We start from the raw sequence: 18,457 nt of genomic DNA on the forward strand, positions 1-18,457 counted from the left end.
CGAGGGACCCTTGGGGGCCGCGAACAAAGGTCCCTCGCTGCGCTCGGGATGACAGCACTGTCGTTAGAGCTATCTTCTGTCTCGAAAGAATGCCCGCAGCAAATCCCCCGCTTCGCGCTCGCCGATGCCGGGATAGACCTCCGGCCGGTGATGGCAGGTCGGCTGGTTGAAGATGCGCGGTCCGTGCTCGATGCCACCGCCCTTGGGGTCGGACGCGCCATAATAGACGCGGCGGATGCGGGCGAAGGAGATCGCCTGGGCGCACATCGGGCACGGTTCGAGCGTCACGTGGAGATCGCAGCCGATGAGACGCGAGGCAACCAATCGTGACGTGGCGGCTCGGATCGCCAGCATCTCTGCATGCGCCGTCGGATCGCGGTCAGCCTCGGTTTGGTTGCCGGCCTCGGCCAGCACGAGACCATCGGGACCGACGATCACCGCACCGATCGGCACCTCGCCCCGCTCTGCGGCTAGACGCGCTTGTTGCAGCGCGCGATCCATCGGAGAGAGTCTTGTCGGGACAGTCATTCCGGGGAAAATAGCCGCAATCGGGTTGGCCTCAAACGAGGTGGGAGGAGAGTCATGCGTTTCAGCTTCTCGGCGGAGCAGGAGGAATTCCGTGCGACCGTGCGGCGTGCCCTCGAGGCACGATCGCCGACCAAGGAGGTGCGCCGACTGATGGCGACAGACGCGGGCTTCGAGCGCGAGAGCTGGCAGAAGCTCAATCAGGAGCTCGGCCTCACCGCCATTCACATCCCGGAGGCCTATGGCGGCGGCGGCTTCGGCTATTCCGAGCTGGGCATCGTACTGGAGGAGATGGGCCGCGGCCTGCTCTGCGCGCCGTTCTTCTCGACCACGCTGGCCGCCACCGCGATCATGAACGCCGGCACGGAAGAACAGAAGAAGGCGCTGCTGCCCAGCCTCGCTGACGGCACGGTCACCGCGACCCTGGCCTTCGCCGAGGAAGGCGGCAGCAACGAGCCCGCAAGCATCGCGCTCACCGCCTCACCCTCCGGCGCGACCTGGCGGCTCGACGGTACCAAGAACTTCGTCCTCGACGGCCACACGGCCGATCTCCTCGTCGTCGTGGCGCGGCGGCCGGGCTCGCGCGGCGAGGAGGGCCTCTCCTTCTTCACGGTCGACGGCAACGCTTCGGGCCTCACGCGGCGCAAGCTCAAGACGATGGACGAGACCCGCAAGCTCGCGCACCTCGCCTTCAAGTCGGTCGAGGCGCGGCTGCTGGGCACCGAGGGCGCGGGCGCCGCGGCCCTGGCGAAGACCCTGCAGCAGGCGCTGATCTGCCTAGCCAACGAGATGGTCGGCAGCGCCGAGCGGCTGCGCGAGGACGCGCTCGAGTACGTCAAGATGCGCATGCAGTTCGGCCGCTCGATTGCCTCCTTCCAGACGACCAAGAACAAGGCGGCCGACATGCTGGTCGACGTCGAGCTGGCGAAGTCGGCGGCCTACTACGCTGCAGCGGCGCTCGACGAGGGGGACGAAGACATCGCCGCGCTGGCATCGCTCGCCAAGGCCTCTGCCGCCGAGGCCTGCGTGCAGACCGCCGTCCACGCCGTGCAGATGCATGGCGGCATCGGCTTCACCTGGGACAACGACACCCATCTCTGGTTCAAGCGCGCCAAGTCGAGCGAGATCCTGTTCGGCGATGCCAACGAGCATCGCGAGAAGATGATGCAGGCCTGGGCAAACTGAGGCGCAGCGAGGGACATGACCATGAGCACCACCGAACCGACCGAAGAGAACGTCCGCGCCGAAGTCAGCGCCTGGCTGAAAGCCAACTGGAATCCGAACTACGGCCTCGTCGAATGGCGCGAGAAGCTGTGCGAATCCGGCTGGGGCGCGCCGCACTGGCCCAAGGAATGGTATGGCCGCGACCTGCCGGTGAAGTTCAACGCCATCGTCGATGAGGAGTTCGCCAAGGTAGGCGCGGTCGGCGTCGCCAAGGCCGGCATCCGCACGCTCGCGGCAGCGACGATCCTGGCGCACGGCACCGATCTGCATAAGCAGAAGTTCCTCAAGCGCATCCTCACCGGCGAGGACACCTGGTGCCAGCTGTTCAGCGAGCCGGGCAGCGGCTCCGACATGGCGGGTGCGGTCACGCGCGCCGACAAGCGGGGCAACAAGTGGGTGATCAACGGCCAGAAGGTGTGGACCACCTCGGCGCACAAGGCGCATTGGGGCCTTCTGCTGGCGCGCGCCGACTGGGACAAGGTCAAGCACAAGGGGCTGGCCTACTTCGTCCTCGACATGAAGCAGCCCGGCGTCCAGGTCCATCCGCTGAAGCAGATGAACGGCCATGCGTCGTTCAACCAGGTGTTCTTCACCGACGCCGAGGTCGAGCCCGAGATGATGATCTGCGACGTGGGCGACGGCTGGACGGTCGCGACCACCACGCTGATGCACGAGCGGCGCGGCGCCGACGGGCTGCGCAGCTGGGCCACGCCCTCGGATGCCAAGGGCCGCATCTACGACGAGGAGCGCGCCGAGATCGCGACTACGATGGAGCCGTACAAGTGGTATCCGCAGCGTGCCGGCCGGGTCGACCTCGTGATGCAGCGCGCCAAGGAGACCGGCAAGATCAATGATCCGGTGATCCGCCAAGAAATCGCCAAGCTGCTGATCATGTCGAAGTCAGCCGAATGGACCGCGCGCCGCGCGCGCGCCGCCCAGAACCAGGGCAAGCCACAGGGCCCCGAGGGTTCGCTCGGAAAGCTGGTCGCCAGCCACGTCGCGCGCCAGGCCGCCCGGGTGCACACCTATCTCACCGGCGCTGACGCCCTCCTGAGCGGCGAGGACAGCCCGATGAACGGCGTCATCGCCGAGATCCTGATCTCGGTCCCGGCCTCCTCGATCGCCGGCGGCACCGACGAGATCCAGCGCAACATCATCTCCGAGCGCGTCCTCAAGATGCCGCGCGAGACCAGCGTCGACACCAACAAGCCCTTCAAGGACGTGCCACGGAACATCGTGTCGTCGTCGTAAGCTTGAGCTCTATACTACTAAGTGCTACAGTACCCATGTGACGCATCGATACCTGATGCGTCTTTTCAAGACCAAGCCCTTTGCTCGGTTCGCGGCCAAAGAGAGCATCGCTGATTCGATTCTGCATGACGCCGTCCGTCGCGCGGAGGCCGGCTTGATCGATGCAGATCTCGGCGGTGGCGTAATCAAGCTGCGCCTTGCCCGGCAAGGTCAAGGAAAGTCAGGAGGGTTTCGCAGCATCGTGTTGTTTCGACGCGAGGCGACCGCATTCTTCGTCTATGGTTTCGCGAAGAATGACCGGGACAATATCGACCGGCAGGAATTGAAGGCTTTTCGCCTGCTGGCCGCGGAGATGCTGGCAATGGACGGCAAGGCGCTGTCAGCAGCGTTGAAGAACGGAACGATCATGGAGATCGACGGCAATGGCTAAGCAGTACCGTAGTGACATGCTGGCAGCCGTGCACGAGACGGCAGCCGGCCTCCGCGATGCCGGCGTCATCGACAGAAGCTCGATGAAGGCATTCGACGACTTGTGCCTGACCCCGATCGAGCCCCTGACGGCCGCCCAGATCCGCCGGATCCGCCTGCGCGAGAACGCGAGTCAGGCGGTATTCGCGCGCTACCTCAACGTCACGACGGGCCTCATCAGCCAATGGGAACGCGGCGAGAAGCATCCGCGGGGTGCATCGCTCAAATTGCTGACGCTTGTCGCCAAAAAGGGGCTGCAGTCGGTAGCCTGAGCATCGTCACGAGGGAACCGCGACACCCGCACCTGCGAGGTCCGTCGCTTCGCTCGGGACGACATGGTATCTTCACGCCATGCCTCGCCCCCTGATCGGAGTCACGCTGGATGCTGAGAAGCCCGGCGGGTACTCGAAGTTTCCCTGGTATGCGCTGCGCCAGAACTATCTCGACGCGATCGACGCGGCGGGCGGGCTGGCGGTGGCTTTGCCGCACGAGCCCGACCGGGTCGCCGACTATCTCGAGCGGATCGACGCTCTGGTGGTGACCGGCGGCGCGTTCGACGTCGATCCGTCCTACTATGGCGGCGGGGCGAAGCACGCGACCGTCATCACCAAGGACCGCCGCACGGCCTTCGAGTTCGGCGTCACCAAGGGCGCGCTCGCCCGGAACAAGCCCGTGCTCGGCATCTGCGGCGGCCAGCAGCTCCTCCACGTGGTGCTGGGCGGCAAGCTGATTCAGCATATCCCCGACTCGGTGGCCGATGCGCTGGCACACGAGCAGCCCAACCCGCGCAACGAGCCTGGCCATACCGTGACGGTCGCGGCGGGCACCCTGCTGCACCGGATCGTCGGCACCGACAAGCTGTCGGTGAACAGTGCGCACCATCAGGCGGCAGCGGATGCGCCGGAGGGGATCGTGATCAATGCGGTGGCTGCGGACGGCGTGATCGAGGGCATCGAGGCACCGCAGTACCGCTTCTGCATCGGCGTGCAGTGGCATCCCGAGTTCCATATCTCCGAGGGCGACGCGAAGATCTTCCGCGCCTTCCTCGATGCTGCAAACCCGTGAGCGAGCCCGAGCGCATTGCCAAGCGCCTCGCCCGCGCCGGCCTCTGCTCGCGCCGTGACGCCGAGCGCTGGATCGCCGACGGCCGGGTAAAGGTCGACGGCACGGTACTGACGACGCCGGCCTTCGTCGTCACCGACGCCAGCAGAATCGAGGTCGACGGCAAGCCATTGCCGCAGGCCGACCGGGCACGGTTGTGGCGCTATCACAAGCCGCCGGAGGAGATGGTGACGGCGCGCGACCCGCAAGGGCGGCGCACCATCTTCGACTCCCTGCCCAAGGGCATGCCGCGCGTGGTCACGGTCGGCCGCCTCGACTACTTCTCCGAGGGCCTGCTGCTGCTCACCAACGATGGCGGGTTGGCGCGCAAGCTGGAGCTGCCGGCCAACGGCTGGACACGGCGTTATCGCGCCCGGGTGCATGGCGCGGTCGACGAGGCGAAGCTGGCGGCCCTGGCCGACGGCATCACCATCGAGGGCGTCCACTACGGTGCGATCAAGGCCAGCCTCGACCGCCAGCAACGCACCAACGCCTGGCTCGACATCGCGCTGACCGAGGGCAAGAACCGCGAGGTCCGCAAGGTGCTGGCCCATCTCGACTTGCCGGTGGTGCGGCTGATCCGCGTCGCTTTCGGCCCGATCCATCTCGGCGAACTGGAACGCGGCATGGTCGACGAAGTGCCGACCCAGGCGCTGGAAGCGCTGCTCGGTGTGCCGCGGGCACCACGCAAGGCGGGCTGGGCCAAGCCGAAGCCACGCCCGAACCAGCATAAGCGGCGGGCGCACTGATGCTCAAGCTCGTGGGCGGCCGGCATCGCGGCCGGTCGATCGCCGCGCCCGAAGGCGATTCGACGCGGCCGACCTCGAGCCGCGCCCGCGAATCATTGTTCAACATCCTGGTGCATGCCAACTGGCGCGACGACGGCACCTCGCCGCTGATCGACGCGCGCGTGCTCGACGCCTTTGCCGGATCAGGCGCGCTTGGCATCGAAGCGCTGTCGCGCGGCGCCGCGCACGCCACCTTCCTCGACAACGACGCCACGGCGATCCGGCTGATCGGCGAGAACCTGCGCAAGCTGGGCGAGACATGCAACGCCAAGGTCATCCGCGCCGATGCCACGCGTCCACCGCCGGCGCGCGGGGCCTGCGACCTCGTCTTCCTCGATCCTCCCTACCGATCGGGCCAGGCCGCGCCTGCACTTGTCGCCCTCGCCGGGATGGGCTGGCTGGAGCCCGGCGCGATCGCGACCGTCGAGCTTGCCAACACCGAAGATATGGTGCCACCCACCGGCTTCACGACGATCGACGAACGTCGCTATGGGCTGGCCAAAATCCTGATTCTGCGGCGCGACCAATGACGCTCACCGCCCCGCTTTACATGGTGCGTCACGGCGAGACCGCCTGGAACCTCGAACGCCGCATGCAGGGCAGCAAGGATTCGACGTTGACGCCACGCGGCCGCGAGCAGGCAGCCGCCATGGGCCGCGCACTCGCCGTCGAGCTGGCGCGCGAGCCGGGCCCGACAATCTTCCTGCGCAGCCCGCTCGGCCGCGCACAGGAGACATCGTTGCTCGTCGGCCGCGCCCTCGGCCTCGATCCCGCCGAATGGCGCGACGACATCCGCCTCGCAGAGCTGGGCTATGGGCAGTGGGAAGGCTTCACTTGGCCCGAGATTGAAATCGATCACCCCGACGCGATGGCAACATGGCGGGCCGATCCAGAAGGCTTCTGCCCGCCCGGCGGCGAGACGCATCACGACCTGCGCCGCCGCTCCGCCGAACTACTCGCCGAGATCGCGGCATCTTCCGTTCGCACCGTCGTCGTGAGCCACGGTGTCAGCGGCGCGGTGATGCGCGGCCTCCATCTCGGCCTCGACGCGCGCGCCATGTTCGTGCTGGAAAAGCCGCAGGACGCCTTCTTCCGCCTCATCGCTGGCCGCGAGGAGCGGATACTGGCTATGGAAATGGCAGAATCATAGGAGCGCGCCACTCCGGTGGCCACGAGCTTCGCGGTCCAGGAGCGCATGAGGAGACGCGTCATTGGAGTGACGCCCCTGCCTAACTCTTCGACAGCCGGGCGGTGCGGCCGCAGCCGCTGCGTTCCGTGATGGTGAGCGTGCCGCCTTGGCTGGTGACGTTCAGCCGGCCTTCGCGCCGGTCGGTGCCTTTCACCGAGGCCACGGCGATCAATGAGAAGGAGCCGCCGGGCTTGACCAGGCCGTGGATCTGCCACAGGCCCGGCGTCGGCGCAGGCGGCGGCCCTTTCTTCGTATTGGGCACGGGGCCGCGCGCGGTGGCGTCGGTGGCGGTGCCCTCGACCAGGCCCGACTCGATGAAGATTATGTACTCGAGCGGCGCGTTGCACGAGCCACCGTCGCTGCGGCCGCGCCATTCGCCGTCGAGCGGCCCGGGCGCCTGGGCAAGCGCGGGGGCGGCGGCAAACGCGACGCAAAGCGGCAGCAGGAACTTCTTCATCGTCTTCCGAACAGCCGCTCGATGTCGGCCAGCTTGAGTTCGACATACGTCGGGCGGCCATGATTGCACTGTCCGGAATGCGGTGTCGCCTCCATTTGGCGCAGCAGCGCATTCATCTCCTCGACGGTGAGCCGCCGGCCGGCGCGCACCGAGGTGTGACAGGCCAGCGTGCCGCACACTTCCTCGACCTTCTCCTTCAGCGACAGATGATCGCCCATCTCGGCCAGCTCGTCGGCGAGATCGCGCACCAGGCCCTGGATGTCGGCCTCGCCCAGCAGGGCCGGCGTCTCGCGCACGACCACGGCGCCCAAGCCAAACGGCTCGAGCACCAGGCCCATGGTGGCGAGCTCGGCAGCGCGTTGCGTCAGGCGGCGCGCACCGTCCTCGCCGACATCGACGACCTCGGGCAGCAGCAAGGTCTGACGCTTCACGCCTTCGGCCTCGAGCTGGTTCTTGAGCTTCTCGTGCAGCAGCCGCTCATGCGCGGCGTGCTGGTCGACGATCACCACGCCCCCGTCGGTCTGCGCCACGATGTAGGTCTCGTGCAGCTGCGCTCGCGCGACGCCGAGTGGATAGTGAACGGCATCGCCGTTTGCCGGCGCGGACTCCTCGGTCCGCGCCGAGAGAGGCGCCAAGGGGGGCGCCATGAACTGCATCGCCGCTTCGGCAAGGCCGCGCGGAACCGACGTGTAACGGCCGCTGCCGCCACCGTTCGGATAGGGCAACGGCGTCGAATAGCCGGTGTGCGGCCGGAACGCGCCGAGTGCGGCATCGGAAACCGTCGTGCTGGCGCGATGGCCTGCCGCAGAGAGCGCGGTGCGCAGCGCGCCCACGATCATTCCACGCACGATGCCGGCGTCGCGGAAGCGCACCTCGGTCTTGGCCGGATGGACGTTGACGTCGACCATCTCCGGCGGCGCATCGAGGAACAGCGCGACCATGGGATTGCGGTCGCGCGCCAGGAAATCCTGATAGGCGCCGCGCACGGCGCCAGCCAGCAGCTTGTCCCGCACCGGCCGTCCGTTCACGAAGAGATACTGGTGCTGGCTGGTCGGCCGGTTGAGCGTCGGCAGGCCGGCAAAGCCCGTGAGCCGGAAGCCCTCGCGGTTGGCGTCGATCGCGACCGAATTGTCGGCGAAGTCGCGGCCCACGATCGCGGCCAGCCGCTCCAGCCGCGCGGCGTCGGGCCTGTCGAGCAGCGACGGGTTGGCCGCCGGCAGGTCGAACAGCGTGCGCTCCTCGCTCTCCAGCCGGAAGCCGATGGCGGGATGCGCCATGGCAAGGCGCCGCATGGCATCGGCAACATGGCTCGATTCGGTACGCGGCTCCTTGAGGAACTTGAGCCGCGCGGGCGTAGCGAAGAAGAGATCGCGCACCTCGACCCGCGTGCCGGGTGGATGCGCGGCAGGCCTGGGCTCGTCCTTGGCGCCGCCGTCGATGGCCAGGCTCCACGCCGTATCGGCTCCGGCCGGCCGCGAGGTGATGGTGAAGCGGCTGACGGACGCGATGGACGGCAGCGCTTCGCCACGGAAGCCCAAAGTCCGAATGTCGCCGAGATCGTCCTCCGGCAGCTTGGAGGTGCAGTGCCGTTCGACGGCGAGGGCGAGTTCCTCGCGATCCATGCCGCCGCCGTCATCGACCACCGCGAGGAAGGTCCGCCCGCCCTCCTTCAGCGTCACGGCGATGCGCCGCGCGCCGGCATCGATTGCGTTCTCGACCAGCTCCTTCACGGCGCTGGCCGGCCGCTCGACGACCTCGCCGGCGGCGATCTGGTTGACCAGATTGGAGGAAAGGCGGCGCAGCATGGCGCCGCCAGCTTACGACTTCCGCCGCTGGGAAAGATACTGGCGGGTGAGCACCTTGCCGTCCTCGACCGCGGGCTGGTCGAAGGCGTCGATCCCCCACAGCTCGGCGGCGAACATGGTCTCGAGCATGTAGTGCATCATGAGCGCACCCATCACGCGCTCGTCGATCGTCTCGATGCGGATCACCCGCACCGGCCGGCCGTCCTTGACCAGGGTGGCGGCCGTCGCGTCGGCCTCGGCCAGCAGCAGGTCGCCCATCGTATGGCCGGCGAGATAATCGAGCGCCTTGTCGCCACCCAGCGTCGCCGGCGCGAGCTCGGTGCCCTGCCCGGCCGTGTCCTGGATGACAAAAGTATAGAGCTTGTCGTGCGGCCCGCCGAGATAGAGCTGGACCTGGCTGTGCTGATCGATCGTGCCCATGGCGCGGACCGGCGTCGTGCCCTTGCCCTGCTTGCCGAGGCTCTCGGCCCAGATTTGACGGTACCAGAAGGCGAAGGTCTCCAACCGGTCGACATAGGGCATCAGCACGGTGATGTTGGTGCCGCGCTCCTGCGACAGGCCGACCGACAGCGCCGCGCCGATCGCCGGTGCCAGGTCTTTGGTATCTTTCGCCGCCAGGACGGGATCGAGCACGCTGGCCGCCCCCTCGCGTACGGCCGCACCGTCGACGCCCGCGATCATCGCCGGCAGCATGCCGACCAGCGACAGCGCCGAGTAGCGGCCACCGACCTTGGGATCGTGCTCCAGGATGGTGCAGCCGAGCCGCGTCATCAGCCGGCGCAACGGATTGTCGGCCGCTTCGGTGATGGCGAGCACCTGATTCTTGATCCCCGCCTTGCCGACCTTGGCCTCGAGCGCACCGAGCGCAGCGAAGGTGGCAGCAATCGTCTCCGGCGTGCCGCCGGACTTGGAGATCGGCAGAAAGCCGGTGCGATCGAGCGGCAGGCGGCCGGTCATCGCCGCGAAGGTCGCGGGATCGACGTTATCCATGAAATGGACCTTCGGCCGGCCCGGTGCGGGACCGAAACCCTGGTCCTTGAGCGCGACCAGGGTCTTGCCGCTGAGGCTCGACCCGCCGCTGCCCATGACCACGACGTGCTCGAACTTCGCGAAGCGCTCGGCGTGCGGCTTCAACGCCTCGAGATCGTCGCGCCGCGCCGGCAGCTTCAGGAGCGGCAGCGTGCCGTCCTCGCGCCAGCGGCGGATCTTGTCGAGTGCGGGCGTGGCACGCTGAAGCTCGCGGTCGAGCGCGGCTTGGGACAGGCCGCCCTTGACCTTGGCTTCGAGCGCATTATCGGTGATATGCGAATAGAACATCCGTATCCTCTAAGGTTCCGCAGTGGCGGTGGCACCGGCCGGCTTGCCGACGACAACCGTGGTCATCGTCTCTTCGCGCAGGATGCGACGCGCCACGCGCCGCACATCCTCCGCCTTGACCGCGCCGATCAGCGCCGCGCGCCGGTCGAGATAATCGCGCGGCTGACGATCGACCTGCAAGGTATGCAGCAGGTTCGCGACGGAGCTCGATGAATCGAGCAGCAGCGCCAACGAGCCGCTGAGATAGGTCCTGGCGTCGGCGAGTTCCTGCTCGGTCACGCCCTCGCGGATGCGGACCAGCTCGGCCTTGATGATTCGCAGCGAGTCGGCAACCTTCTCGCTGGCGCTTCCGGTCGCGACCACGAAAAGAGACGCCTTGCGCTGGCTGCGCAGTGCCGAGGACACGCTGTATGCCAAGCCGCGTTTCTCGCGCACCTCGCGGAACAGGCGCGACTGCTGGCCGCCGCCCAGGATATGCGCCAGCACCACCGCGGCATGCCAGTCCGGATCGTCGCGCGGAATCGCCGGCAGGGCGATCAGGACGGAGCTTTGGGGCACCGGCCGCTCGATGTTGACGGTGCGCGACTTGATCGGAGGCGTCCAGTCGGGCAGCTCCGGCCGGCCGGTACCCGCCGGCAGGCCGCCGAAAGCGCGATCGAGCTGACGCGACAGTTCGGCAGCATCGATGTCGCCGACAGCCGCCACGATCAGCCCGTTGCGCGTCAACACCGACGCAGCGCGATCCTTGATCTGCTGCACTGTGAGGGTCTGCAGGTTCTCGCGCACCCCCGAGACGTTGGCGCCATAGGGATGCCCCGCGAACGCCGTCGCCATCATGGTGCGCTGAGCGACCGCTGCCGGACGCTGGTCCGCCTGGCTCAGTCCGACGATCATCTGCGCCCGGCGCTGCTCGACCCGGTCCGGATCGAAGCGCGGTTCGGTCACGGCCAGCCGCAGCAGCTCGAAGGCCTCGTCGCGGTGAGCGGACAGCAAGCGCAGCGAGCCGCCGACATATTCGAGTGAGGCACCGAAGCTCAACGCGACGGATGCATCCTCCTGGCGTTGCTTGAAGGCCTGTGCATCGAGGGACCCTGCCCCGTCGGTCAGCAAGCTGGCCGTCAGGCTGGTCAGCCCCTTCTGGTTCTCGGGATCGTCGGCGCTGCCGCTGGCGAAGGAAAAGGACAGCGCCACGACCGGCGCGTTGCTGTCCTCGACCAGCCAGGCCTTGATGCCGAGCGGCGTGGTGACTTCCTTGACCTCGACAGCCTCGGCACGCGCGGCGACCAGCGCGAGGCCGAGCGCCAGCGCCATCCAGCGCAACGCCGTCATTTCCAGCCGCCCGCCGGCGTGAGCATCGACGTGACCGCGCCTTCATCACGCCAGACGTGGCGCGCGGCCGCCACGACATCGTCGGGCCGAACCGCGGCGATGGCCTGCGGCCAGTTGTCGAGCTCGGCGATGCTGCCGCCGGTGGAGAGCGCATTGCCGTAGAGACGCGGCCCGCTGGCGAGCGAGTCCTGCGAATAGATCGCGCTCGCCAGCAGCTGGTTCTGTGCCCGTTCGACCTCTTCCGCTGTGACGCCGCCGTCGAGGACCCTCTTCATCTGATCCCCGACCGCCGTCTCTACCTCCGCGACGCTGCGCCCGCGTGCAGGCTGCACGGCAATCTCGAAGGTAGTGAGTCCCAAGGCCGTGGGGCCGTAACCCGATGTCGCCGAAAGGGCGATCTTGTCCTGTGCCACGAGGGCACGCGACAGGCGGCTGGTCTCGCTGCCGCCGAACAGCCGGGTCAACACCATTAGCGCATGGGCATGGCGGGTTTCGCCAGTGCGATAGGACGGCGCCAGATAATCCCGGTTCCAGCGCGGCTCGGGCACCCGTTCGTCGGCGCGGATGACGCGCTGCGGCAGGTCGGTGCCGCCCTCCGCCGGGCGCTGCCGCGGGGCGACCCGGCGGCTGGGGATCGGCCCGTAGTACTTTTCGGCGAGCTTCTGGACCGCCGCCGCCGTGGTGTCGCCGGCGACGATCAGCACGGCGTTGTTGGGCGCATAGAAGCGACGATAGAACGCGGAGAGATCGTTGACGCCGAGCTTCTTTACGTCGTCGGCATAGCCTGCCGTCGGCATGGCGTAGGGCTTGTGGAGGCCGAACAGCTGCTCGCGCACTGCCTCGTCGAGCATTTCCGACGGCACGTTGTCGACCCGCATCCGCCGCTCCTCGAGCACGACCTGGCGCTCGGGCCTGAGCTCGCCGTCGAGGATACGTAGGTTGACCATGCGGTCCGCTTCCATGCGCATCACCAGCTCGAGGCGGTCGGACACGATGGTCTGGTGGTAGCCGGTCATGTCGAAGCCGGTGAAGGCGTTGTCGCGGCCACCGTTGCGCGCGATGGTGCGAGAGAACTCGGTCGGCGCCAGCACGCCCGTCCCTTTGAACATCATGTGCTCGAGGAAGTGGGCAATGCCGGTCTTGCCGAAGGTCTCGTCGGCGCTGCCGACCTTGTAGACCAGCACCTGGGTCACGATCGGCGCGCGGCTCGACGGCAGCACGACGGCCTGCAATCCGTTTGGCAAGGTGAAAGTGTCGGATGGCCGGCGGTTGACCCGCAGCAGGCCCGCGAGGGCGGAGGCTCGCGGCGTCAGGAGGGCACCGGCGAAGAGGCCGCCGAGAGCAGTACGGCGGCGCATGGAAAAGCCCTTTCTCAGAAGATGCCTTCGAGCAGGCCGCGCTTGCGGCGCTCGATGGTGGGCGTGGCCGCGTTGGACGGCTGTCCGGTAGCCTGCGCATCACGTAGGCGCTGCTGTTCCTTCTCGGGATCGACGACTACACCGGGCGTCGGCTTGTCCTGCCAGAAGATCAGGCTGTCGATGAAGGTATTGTCCTTCTCGGCCAGCGTGCGGGTGTCGCGATTGACTTGGCTACGGATGTTGGGATCGACGCCGCCGGCACCGGCCTTGGCAATCAGGGCCTGTTCCGAGCCGGCGCCCGGCGCTCCGGCCGACGGGCCCCTCTGTTGCACCCGGCCGGCCATGACCGGCGACAGCGCCTCCTTGGCCTGGTCGGATGGCGTGGTCTCCTGCGGCCGGGGCTCGCCGGGCCGCGGCGGGCGAAGCTCGGCATTAGGCGGCATGGTGAGCGGCGAATGGGAGACGATCTTGAATTCGTCAGGCGAGAACTTCTTACCGCCGCCGAGATTCTCGAACGCGCTGCAGCCACCGAGCGCGAGGGCGCCCACGGCGGCAAAGGTCACAGGAAGGAGGATCGTCCGTCGCATCATTTGTCCTTGGAACTTTTGTCCGCCGATCATGGCCTAATCAGGGCGCGCGCTGCTTCTCGCCAATCAGCGAATCGATGAGCATCAGTCCGACCCCCACGACGATCGCGGCATCGGCGACATTGAAGGCCGGCCAATGCCATTGGCCCACGTGAAAATCGGCGAAATCGAACACCGCGCCCCAGCGCGCGCGGTCGATAACATTGCCGATGGCCCCGCCCATGACAAGGCCGATGCCCCAGCCGGTGAACGGGCGGTCGGTTCGCCGCAACCACAGAAAAAGCCCAACGCATACCGCGATGGCAACGCCCGACAGCAGCCATGCCGGCAGAGCGCGGTCGCCGCCTAGCAGGCCGAAGCTCACGCCGCGGTTCCAGACGATGACCAGCCGGAAAAAGTCGTCGATCACCGACACCATCTTGGTATCGACCTTCAGCAGGTATCCAAGCAGGAACTGCTTGGATAGCTGGTCGATCACCAGCGTGGCCACGACGAGGGCCATGGCCTGACGATCGATGCGTCTCATACGAGGCTTTCCACCGCTCCTTCGCAGCGCTGGCAGAGCAGTGGATGCCTGGCCGATTTGCCGACTTCCTCGAGCACCTGCCAGCATCGCGCACATTTCTCGCCCGTCGCCAGGGCCGGCACGACGGCGACGCCGGCGACGTCCGGCAGGCTGAAGGCGCGGGCCGGTGCATCGCCCTCGACCAGGTCGCCACCCGAGGTGATGCAGATCTCGACGAGATCGAGGCCCTTCATCGCCGCCAGGTATTCCGGCGCGACATGGACGTGCGGCGCGGCCTGCAGGCTCGACCCGATGCGCTTCTCGGCGCGCTCGACCTCCAGCGCCCCCGTCACGACCCGGCGCAGGGCGCGCACCGTCTTCCATTTGTCGCCCAGCGCCGTATCCAGCCAGGTGTTGGGGATCGTGGGATAGAGTCGCAGATGAACACTCTCCGCCGCGCCGTCCGGCACGTCGCGTGGCCGCATCAGCCAGGCCTCTTCCGCCGTGAAACAGGTGATCGGCGCGAGCCACGCGGTCAGGAAGGAGAAGATCTCCGCCATCACCGTGCGCGCGGCACGCCGGCGCAGAGACTTCGGGGCGTCGCAGTAGATCGCGTCCTTGCGGATGTCGAAATAGAAGGCCGAGAGATCCACGGCGCAGAAATTATGCAGCTCTGTCGCGATGGTGTGGAAATCGAAGTCATCGACGGCCTGTCGCATCACGGCATCGAGTTCGGCCAGGCGATGCAGTACCCAGCGATCGAGTTCCGGCAGCTGCGTGAACTCGACCTTCTCCGCCGCGGAGAAACCGTCGAGGCTGCCCAGCAGGTAACGCAAGGTGTTGCGCAGCCGGCGATAGGCTTCGGCCTGGTGCTTCAGGATCTCCGGACCGATGCGCTGGTCCTCGGTGTAGTCGGTGCCGACCACCCAGAGACGCAGGATGTCGGCGCCATACTGGTCGCACACCGCCTGCGGCGCGGTGATGTTGCCCAGCGACTTCGACATCTTGCGGCCCTGCTCGTCGAGCGTGAAGCCGTGCGTCAGCACGCCGTCGTAGGGCGCGCGGCCGCGCGTGCCGCAGCTCTCCAGCAGCGAGGAGTGGAACCAACCGCGATGCTGGTCGGAGCCCTCGAGATAGAGGTCGGCCGGCCACTTGAGCTCAGGATTACCCTCCAGCGTGAAGGCGTGCGTCGATCCCGAGTCGAACCAGACGTCGAGGATGTCGCGCACCTGATCGTAGTCGGCGGCCTTGTACTTGTTGCCGAGGAAGCGCTCGGGCGGGCTTTCGAACCAGGAGTCGGCGCCCTCGGCCTTGAAGGCTTCGACAACGCGGACCATGACCTCGGGATCGCGCAGCGGCTCGCCGGTCGCCTTGTTCACGAACACCGCGATCGGCACGCCCCAGGCGCGCTGGCGCGAGACGCACCAGTCCGGCCGGGTCTCGATCATCGAACGCAGCCGGTTGTAGCCGGCACGTGGCACGAAGCGCGTCGCGTCGATCGCCGCCAGCGCCTTCTCGCGCAGCGTACCGCCGATCTCGGCGATCGGCTTGTCCATGGCAATGAACCATTGCGGCGCGTTGCGGAAGATCACCGGCGCCTTGGAGCGCCAGGAGTGCGGATAGGAGTGGGTGATGCGGCCCGCCCCGAGCAGCTTGCCCGCCCGGTCGAGCGCCTCGGTCACGGCCTTGTTGGCCGGGCCCTTCTTGCCGACGGACGTATAGACCAGCAGGCCCGCGAATAGCGGCACGTGCGGATAATAGCTGCCGTCCTCGGCCACCGTGTCGGGCACCTCTACTCCGTTGGCGACGCCCAGCTCATAGTCGTCCGCGCCATGGCCCGGCGCGATATGCACGAAGCCCGTGCCGGCATCGGCGGTGACGAAGTCGCCCTGCAGCAGGCGCACGTCGAACTCAAAGCCCTGGCCGCGCAGCGGATGCGCCGCGAGCAGCCCGTCGAGATCGTCGGCGGAGAGGTCGGCCACGACCTTGGGCGTGAACTTGGTGGCTTCGGCGACAGCTCCGACCAGGTCGCGTGCCAGCACCATCTTCTCGCCGACCTTCGCCCTGCTGTCCTCGCCCGCGGCGACGACTTCGACCAGCGCGTAGGCGATGTCCTTGCCGTAGGCGAGCGCGCGGTTGCCCGGCATGGTCCAGGGTGTCGTCGTCCAGATGACGACCGACGCGCCATCGAGCTTGCCACCCTTGGACGACACGACCGGAAACCGGACATAGACCGTGTCCGACGTATGGTCGTGATATTCGATCTCCGCCTCGGCCAGCGCGGTTTTCTCGACGACCGACCACAGCACGGCCTTGGAGCCCTTGTAGAGCCCGCCGTTCATCAGGAACTTGCCGAGCTCGTTGGCGATCACGGCTTCGGACTCGTACTTCATCGTCGAGTAGTAGTTGTCCCAGTCGCCTTCGACGCCGAGCCGCTTGAACTCCTCGCGCTGGATGCCGATCCAGTGGTCGGCGAAGGCGCGGCACTCGCGGCGAAACTCGCCGACCGGCACCTGATCCTTGTCCTGCTTCTTGGCGCGATACTGCTCCTCGATCTTCCATTCGATCGGCAGGCCGTGGCAGTCCCACCCCGGCACGTAATGCGAGTCCTTGCCCAGCATCTGCTGGGTGCGTGTGACGAGATCTTTCAGGATCTTGTTGAGCGCATGACCGATATGGAGGTTGCCGTTGGCGTATGGCGGACCATCGTGCAGGACGAACTTGGGCCGCCCCTTGCTCTCGGCCCGCAGCCGGTCGAACAGCTTCATGTCGGCCCAGCGCTTGAGCAGCTCAGGCTCTTTCTTGGGCAGGCCGCCGCGCATGGGAAAGTCGGTTTTCGGCAGGAAGACGCTTGATTTGTAATCAGTTGTCACGATGAACTCTAGGATTCGAAACGGGAGGCGCCGGGGCTCTCCCGGCACTCAGGCAAGCGTGCACGCGACCCGGCCGCTACACGCGGACCGGGCGGCTAATTCGCTCCCGAGAGGCCCTTATCATCATGGGGCCGGCAATCTAGGGATGAGGGTCGGGGGGGTCAAGGTGCCCGGCGCACTGCCTTCCGGTCGTCCCGAGCGCGGCGAGATACTTACGTCGCCCCAAAGAACGCCGCTGAACCGTGCGCCAGGCCCCTTCGGTGCCCTCAGGATGGCGAGAACGTTAAGGATCGCCTTCGGGAGGACGGTGATACGATATCACCGTCCTCACGGCTCACTCCTCACTGCGTGGTGATCTTGCCGTCCGGCGCCATGGCGACCCCAACCTCGACACCGTTCTTGACGGCTCGGCCCGTCCATGTGCCGTCCGTTGTGCGCGACAGGCCCTTCACGTTGTTGAAGCCTGCTTCCTGGAATTTCGACTGAGCCGCGGCCTGCGCGCCGGAAACGCTGGTCGAATCGAGGGCGCCGGCCTTGGGCGTGCCGGTCGTGCTTTCCGGAAGGATGCTCGAGCCGGTGTTGCCGTGGGTCGTACCAGGAGGCGCATTCGTGGCCCCGCCCGGCAATTGCGCATTCTGGGAAAGTGCCGCGCCCGATATCCCGATGACTGCCAGTGCGACCACGCTCGGAATGATCTTCATGTTTGTCCTCCAATTCATCACCGCCAATCGCGGCAGGTGAATAACCGATGCGCCCAAACCAAGGTTGCGCTTCGGGAGGCGAAGGAGCGTGCCAGTCTACCTGCTATCCGAGCGTGCGAAAATCAGGGGACGAAAGCCGGTCGTCGCGTCGAATTTCCTCCAGGCGTCTTCCGGCTGGGCGAGGCGGTCAGCCACCGCATAAACGGCCGCCGGATGGTGACCCAGCCCGAGATGGCTGCTCTGGACCTCGATATTCTCCAGCTGCGGGCCGTCCTCGTTTAGGCACGTCTCCCAGGCGCAAATGCCGTCGGTGCGGCTGAAGATCGAGGTGGTCGGAACCGGCGGCGCCTCGGCCAGTCCTTCACTGAGCAGGCTTGGCGTGTCGATGCGATTGCCTGACGCCCATTCGTAGGCCTGCCAGGCATGGGTCGACTCCGGCGAACCCGCGAACGGACTGCCCAGCGTGATCACGCAGCGAACCTTGTCCGGCACGCGCTTGGCGAGCTGGCGAGCATAGAGGCCCCCCAAGCTCCAACCCACGAGACTGACCTTGCGGCCCTCATAACGAGCGAACAGCTCGTCGAAGCGGGCGCGCATATCGCTTTCCACATTGGCGCGAAGACCGCGATTGTGGCCGAGCTTCCAGCCGTGCGCGCGGTAACCGTGCGACTTCAGAAAGTCGCGCAATGGCTGGGTGCTCGAATCGTCCGCCAGCAACCCCGGCAGGACGAGGACAGGGTGACCGTCGCCGCGCGGCGTGGTCGAGAGCCAGGGACGCATGAGCCAGAAGGCGCCGAGTTCCGGCAGCGCCCGACCCTCGAACAGGGCGAGGACGTTTGAAGGCGGACCGGCTTCGATAGCGACTGCCATTTCAACTCCTACTCATGCAACGCAAGATGCGTTCAACGCTTGTACCGCAGCATGGTTGCCATCCGTCCAAGCGCAAAGGCCTTCCAGCTGGGATTTGCAGTCGAACTGC

Annotated in this window: 19 protein-coding genes; 8 read left to right on the top strand and 11 right to left on the bottom strand. The window is 67.0% G+C overall.

Annotation, left to right across the window (positions count from 1 at the left end; translation table 11 throughout):
• Positions 1–69 precede the first annotated feature (69 nt).
• The gene (locus ACQY8M_RS00965; RefSeq protein WP_428668610.1) at positions 70–501 is read right to left on the bottom strand and encodes a nucleoside deaminase; all 432 of its coding nucleotides are present in this window, start codon (positions 499–501) and stop codon (positions 70–72) included.
• A gap of 81 nt (positions 502–582) precedes the next feature.
• Between ACQY8M_RS00965 and ACQY8M_RS00970 the strand changes: the two genes are divergently transcribed.
• The 8 genes from ACQY8M_RS00970 to ACQY8M_RS01005 all read left to right on the top strand — a co-directional run bounded on the left by ACQY8M_RS00970 (position 583) and on the right by ACQY8M_RS01005 (position 6,507).
• Positions 583–1,710, top strand: coding sequence for an acyl-CoA dehydrogenase family protein (locus ACQY8M_RS00970; RefSeq protein ID WP_428668611.1), 1,128 nt, complete (start codon positions 583–585; stop codon positions 1,708–1,710).
• A 21-nt stretch (positions 1,711–1,731) separates the two neighbouring features.
• On the top strand, positions 1,732–3,000 hold the full coding sequence (locus tag ACQY8M_RS00975) for an acyl-CoA dehydrogenase family protein (RefSeq protein ID WP_428668612.1): 1,269 nt from the start codon (positions 1,732–1,734) through the stop codon (positions 2,998–3,000).
• A gap of 55 nt (positions 3,001–3,055) precedes the next feature.
• A complete protein-coding gene (locus tag ACQY8M_RS00980; RefSeq protein WP_428668613.1) occupies positions 3,056–3,430 on the top strand; it encodes a type II toxin-antitoxin system RelE/ParE family toxin in 375 nt (124 codons plus the stop codon).
• Positions 3,423–3,740, top strand: coding sequence for a helix-turn-helix domain-containing protein (locus ACQY8M_RS00985; protein WP_428668614.1), 318 nt, complete (start codon positions 3,423–3,425; stop codon positions 3,738–3,740). The genes ACQY8M_RS00980 and ACQY8M_RS00985 overlap by 8 nt, the downstream gene beginning before the upstream one ends.
• Before the next feature lie 79 nt (positions 3,741–3,819).
• Entirely contained in the window at positions 3,820–4,533 is a 714-nt protein-coding gene (locus ACQY8M_RS00990; RefSeq protein WP_428668615.1) for a gamma-glutamyl-gamma-aminobutyrate hydrolase family protein, read from the top strand.
• Positions 4,530–5,318 (top strand): pseudouridine synthase, encoded by a 789-nt coding sequence (locus ACQY8M_RS00995; RefSeq protein WP_428668616.1) that lies wholly within the window; start codon positions 4,530–4,532, stop codon positions 5,316–5,318. Before ACQY8M_RS00990 ends, ACQY8M_RS00995 begins: the two co-directional genes overlap by 4 nt.
• Complete coding sequence (rsmD, locus tag ACQY8M_RS01000) at positions 5,318–5,887, top strand: 16S rRNA (guanine(966)-N(2))-methyltransferase RsmD (RefSeq protein ID WP_428668617.1); 570 nt, start codon at positions 5,318–5,320, stop codon at positions 5,885–5,887. The genes ACQY8M_RS00995 and rsmD overlap by 1 nt, the downstream gene beginning before the upstream one ends.
• Positions 5,884–6,507: a histidine phosphatase family protein gene (locus ACQY8M_RS01005; protein ID WP_428668618.1), complete on the top strand. Its 624-nt coding sequence runs from the start codon at positions 5,884–5,886 to the stop codon at positions 6,505–6,507. The genes rsmD and ACQY8M_RS01005 overlap by 4 nt, the downstream gene beginning before the upstream one ends.
• Positions 6,508–6,586: 79 nt before the next feature.
• Here the strand turns inward: ACQY8M_RS01005 and ACQY8M_RS01010 are convergent, their stop codons facing one another.
• From ACQY8M_RS01010 to ACQY8M_RS01055, 10 genes are all read right to left on the bottom strand, one after another.
• Complete coding sequence (locus ACQY8M_RS01010) at positions 6,587–7,003, bottom strand: hypothetical protein (protein ID WP_428668619.1); 417 nt, start codon at positions 7,001–7,003, stop codon at positions 6,587–6,589.
• Positions 7,000–8,808 (bottom strand): DNA mismatch repair endonuclease MutL, encoded by a 1,809-nt coding sequence (mutL, locus tag ACQY8M_RS01015; RefSeq protein ID WP_428668620.1) that lies wholly within the window; start codon positions 8,806–8,808, stop codon positions 7,000–7,002. Before mutL ends, ACQY8M_RS01010 begins: the two co-directional genes overlap by 4 nt.
• A 12-nt stretch (positions 8,809–8,820) precedes the next feature.
• Entirely contained in the window at positions 8,821–10,125 is a 1,305-nt protein-coding gene (locus tag ACQY8M_RS01020) for a glucose-6-phosphate isomerase (RefSeq protein WP_428668621.1), read from the bottom strand.
• Between the two features lie 9 nt (positions 10,126–10,134).
• Positions 10,135–11,454 (bottom strand): M16 family metallopeptidase, encoded by a 1,320-nt coding sequence (locus ACQY8M_RS01025; RefSeq protein WP_428668622.1) that lies wholly within the window; start codon positions 11,452–11,454, stop codon positions 10,135–10,137.
• A complete protein-coding gene (locus ACQY8M_RS01030; RefSeq protein WP_428668623.1) occupies positions 11,451–12,812 on the bottom strand; it encodes a M16 family metallopeptidase in 1,362 nt (453 codons plus the stop codon). The genes ACQY8M_RS01025 and ACQY8M_RS01030 overlap by 4 nt, the downstream gene beginning before the upstream one ends.
• A 14-nt stretch (positions 12,813–12,826) precedes the next feature.
• The gene (locus ACQY8M_RS01035; protein WP_428668624.1) at positions 12,827–13,402 is read right to left on the bottom strand and encodes a DUF3035 domain-containing protein; all 576 of its coding nucleotides are present in this window, start codon (positions 13,400–13,402) and stop codon (positions 12,827–12,829) included.
• 37 nt (positions 13,403–13,439) lie between these two features.
• Positions 13,440–13,889 carry a signal peptidase II gene (gene lspA / locus ACQY8M_RS01040; protein WP_428668625.1) on the bottom strand — a complete coding sequence of 150 codons (450 nt, stop codon included), beginning with the start codon at positions 13,887–13,889 and terminating at the stop codon, positions 13,440–13,442.
• Between the two features lie 32 nt (positions 13,890–13,921).
• Positions 13,922–16,726 (bottom strand): isoleucine--tRNA ligase, encoded by a 2,805-nt coding sequence (gene ileS, locus ACQY8M_RS01045; protein ID WP_428675612.1) that lies wholly within the window; start codon positions 16,724–16,726, stop codon positions 13,922–13,924.
• 392 nt (positions 16,727–17,118) lie between these two features.
• The gene (locus tag ACQY8M_RS01050) at positions 17,119–17,478 is read right to left on the bottom strand and encodes a hypothetical protein (RefSeq protein WP_428668626.1); all 360 of its coding nucleotides are present in this window, start codon (positions 17,476–17,478) and stop codon (positions 17,119–17,121) included.
• Between the two features lie 96 nt (positions 17,479–17,574).
• Positions 17,575–18,348 (bottom strand): esterase/lipase family protein, encoded by a 774-nt coding sequence (locus ACQY8M_RS01055; RefSeq protein WP_428668627.1) that lies wholly within the window; start codon positions 18,346–18,348, stop codon positions 17,575–17,577.
• Between the last annotated feature and the right edge of the window lie 109 nt (positions 18,349–18,457).

Origin of the sequence: Reyranella sp. (assembly GCF_965279465.1) — a bacterium.
Classification (GTDB): Bacteria; Pseudomonadota; Alphaproteobacteria; order Reyranellales; family Reyranellaceae; genus Reyranella.

Excerpts from the sequence above, each read along its gene's own strand:
- ACQY8M_RS01010 (WP_428668619.1), bottom strand. The coding sequence starts at position 7,003 with ATGAAGAAGTTCCTGCTGCCGCTTTGCGTCGCGTTTGCCGCCGCCCCC.
- ACQY8M_RS01005 (WP_428668618.1), top strand. The coding sequence starts at position 5,884 with ATGACGCTCACCGCCCCGCTTTACATGGTGCGTCACGGCGAGACCGCC.
- ACQY8M_RS01035 (WP_428668624.1), bottom strand. The coding sequence starts at position 13,402 with ATGATGCGACGGACGATCCTCCTTCCTGTGACCTTTGCCGCCGTGGGC.
- ACQY8M_RS00985 (WP_428668614.1), top strand. The coding sequence starts at position 3,423 with ATGGCTAAGCAGTACCGTAGTGACATGCTGGCAGCCGTGCACGAGACG.
- ACQY8M_RS00980 (WP_428668613.1), top strand. The coding sequence starts at position 3,056 with ATGCGTCTTTTCAAGACCAAGCCCTTTGCTCGGTTCGCGGCCAAAGAG.
- rsmD (WP_428668617.1), top strand. The coding sequence starts at position 5,318 with ATGCTCAAGCTCGTGGGCGGCCGGCATCGCGGCCGGTCGATCGCCGCG.
- ACQY8M_RS00965 (WP_428668610.1), bottom strand. The coding sequence starts at position 501 with ATGGATCGCGCGCTGCAACAAGCGCGTCTAGCCGCAGAGCGGGGCGAG.
- ileS (WP_428675612.1), bottom strand. The coding sequence starts at position 16,726 with ATGCGCGGCGGCCTGCCCAAGAAAGAGCCTGAGCTGCTCAAGCGCTGG.
- ACQY8M_RS01030 (WP_428668623.1), bottom strand. The coding sequence starts at position 12,812 with ATGCGCCGCCGTACTGCTCTCGGCGGCCTCTTCGCCGGTGCCCTCCTG.
- ACQY8M_RS00975 (WP_428668612.1), top strand. The coding sequence starts at position 1,732 with ATGAGCACCACCGAACCGACCGAAGAGAACGTCCGCGCCGAAGTCAGC.
- ACQY8M_RS00990 (WP_428668615.1), top strand. The coding sequence starts at position 3,820 with ATGCCTCGCCCCCTGATCGGAGTCACGCTGGATGCTGAGAAGCCCGGC.
- ACQY8M_RS00970 (WP_428668611.1), top strand. The coding sequence starts at position 583 with ATGCGTTTCAGCTTCTCGGCGGAGCAGGAGGAATTCCGTGCGACCGTG.
- ACQY8M_RS01025 (WP_428668622.1), bottom strand. The coding sequence starts at position 11,454 with ATGACGGCGTTGCGCTGGATGGCGCTGGCGCTCGGCCTCGCGCTGGTC.
- ACQY8M_RS01050 (WP_428668626.1), bottom strand. The coding sequence starts at position 17,478 with ATGAAGATCATTCCGAGCGTGGTCGCACTGGCAGTCATCGGGATATCG.
- ACQY8M_RS01055 (WP_428668627.1), bottom strand. The coding sequence starts at position 18,348 with ATGGCAGTCGCTATCGAAGCCGGTCCGCCTTCAAACGTCCTCGCCCTG.
- ACQY8M_RS01020 (WP_428668621.1), bottom strand. The coding sequence starts at position 10,125 with ATGTTCTATTCGCATATCACCGATAATGCGCTCGAAGCCAAGGTCAAG.
- mutL (WP_428668620.1), bottom strand. The coding sequence starts at position 8,808 with ATGCTGCGCCGCCTTTCCTCCAATCTGGTCAACCAGATCGCCGCCGGC.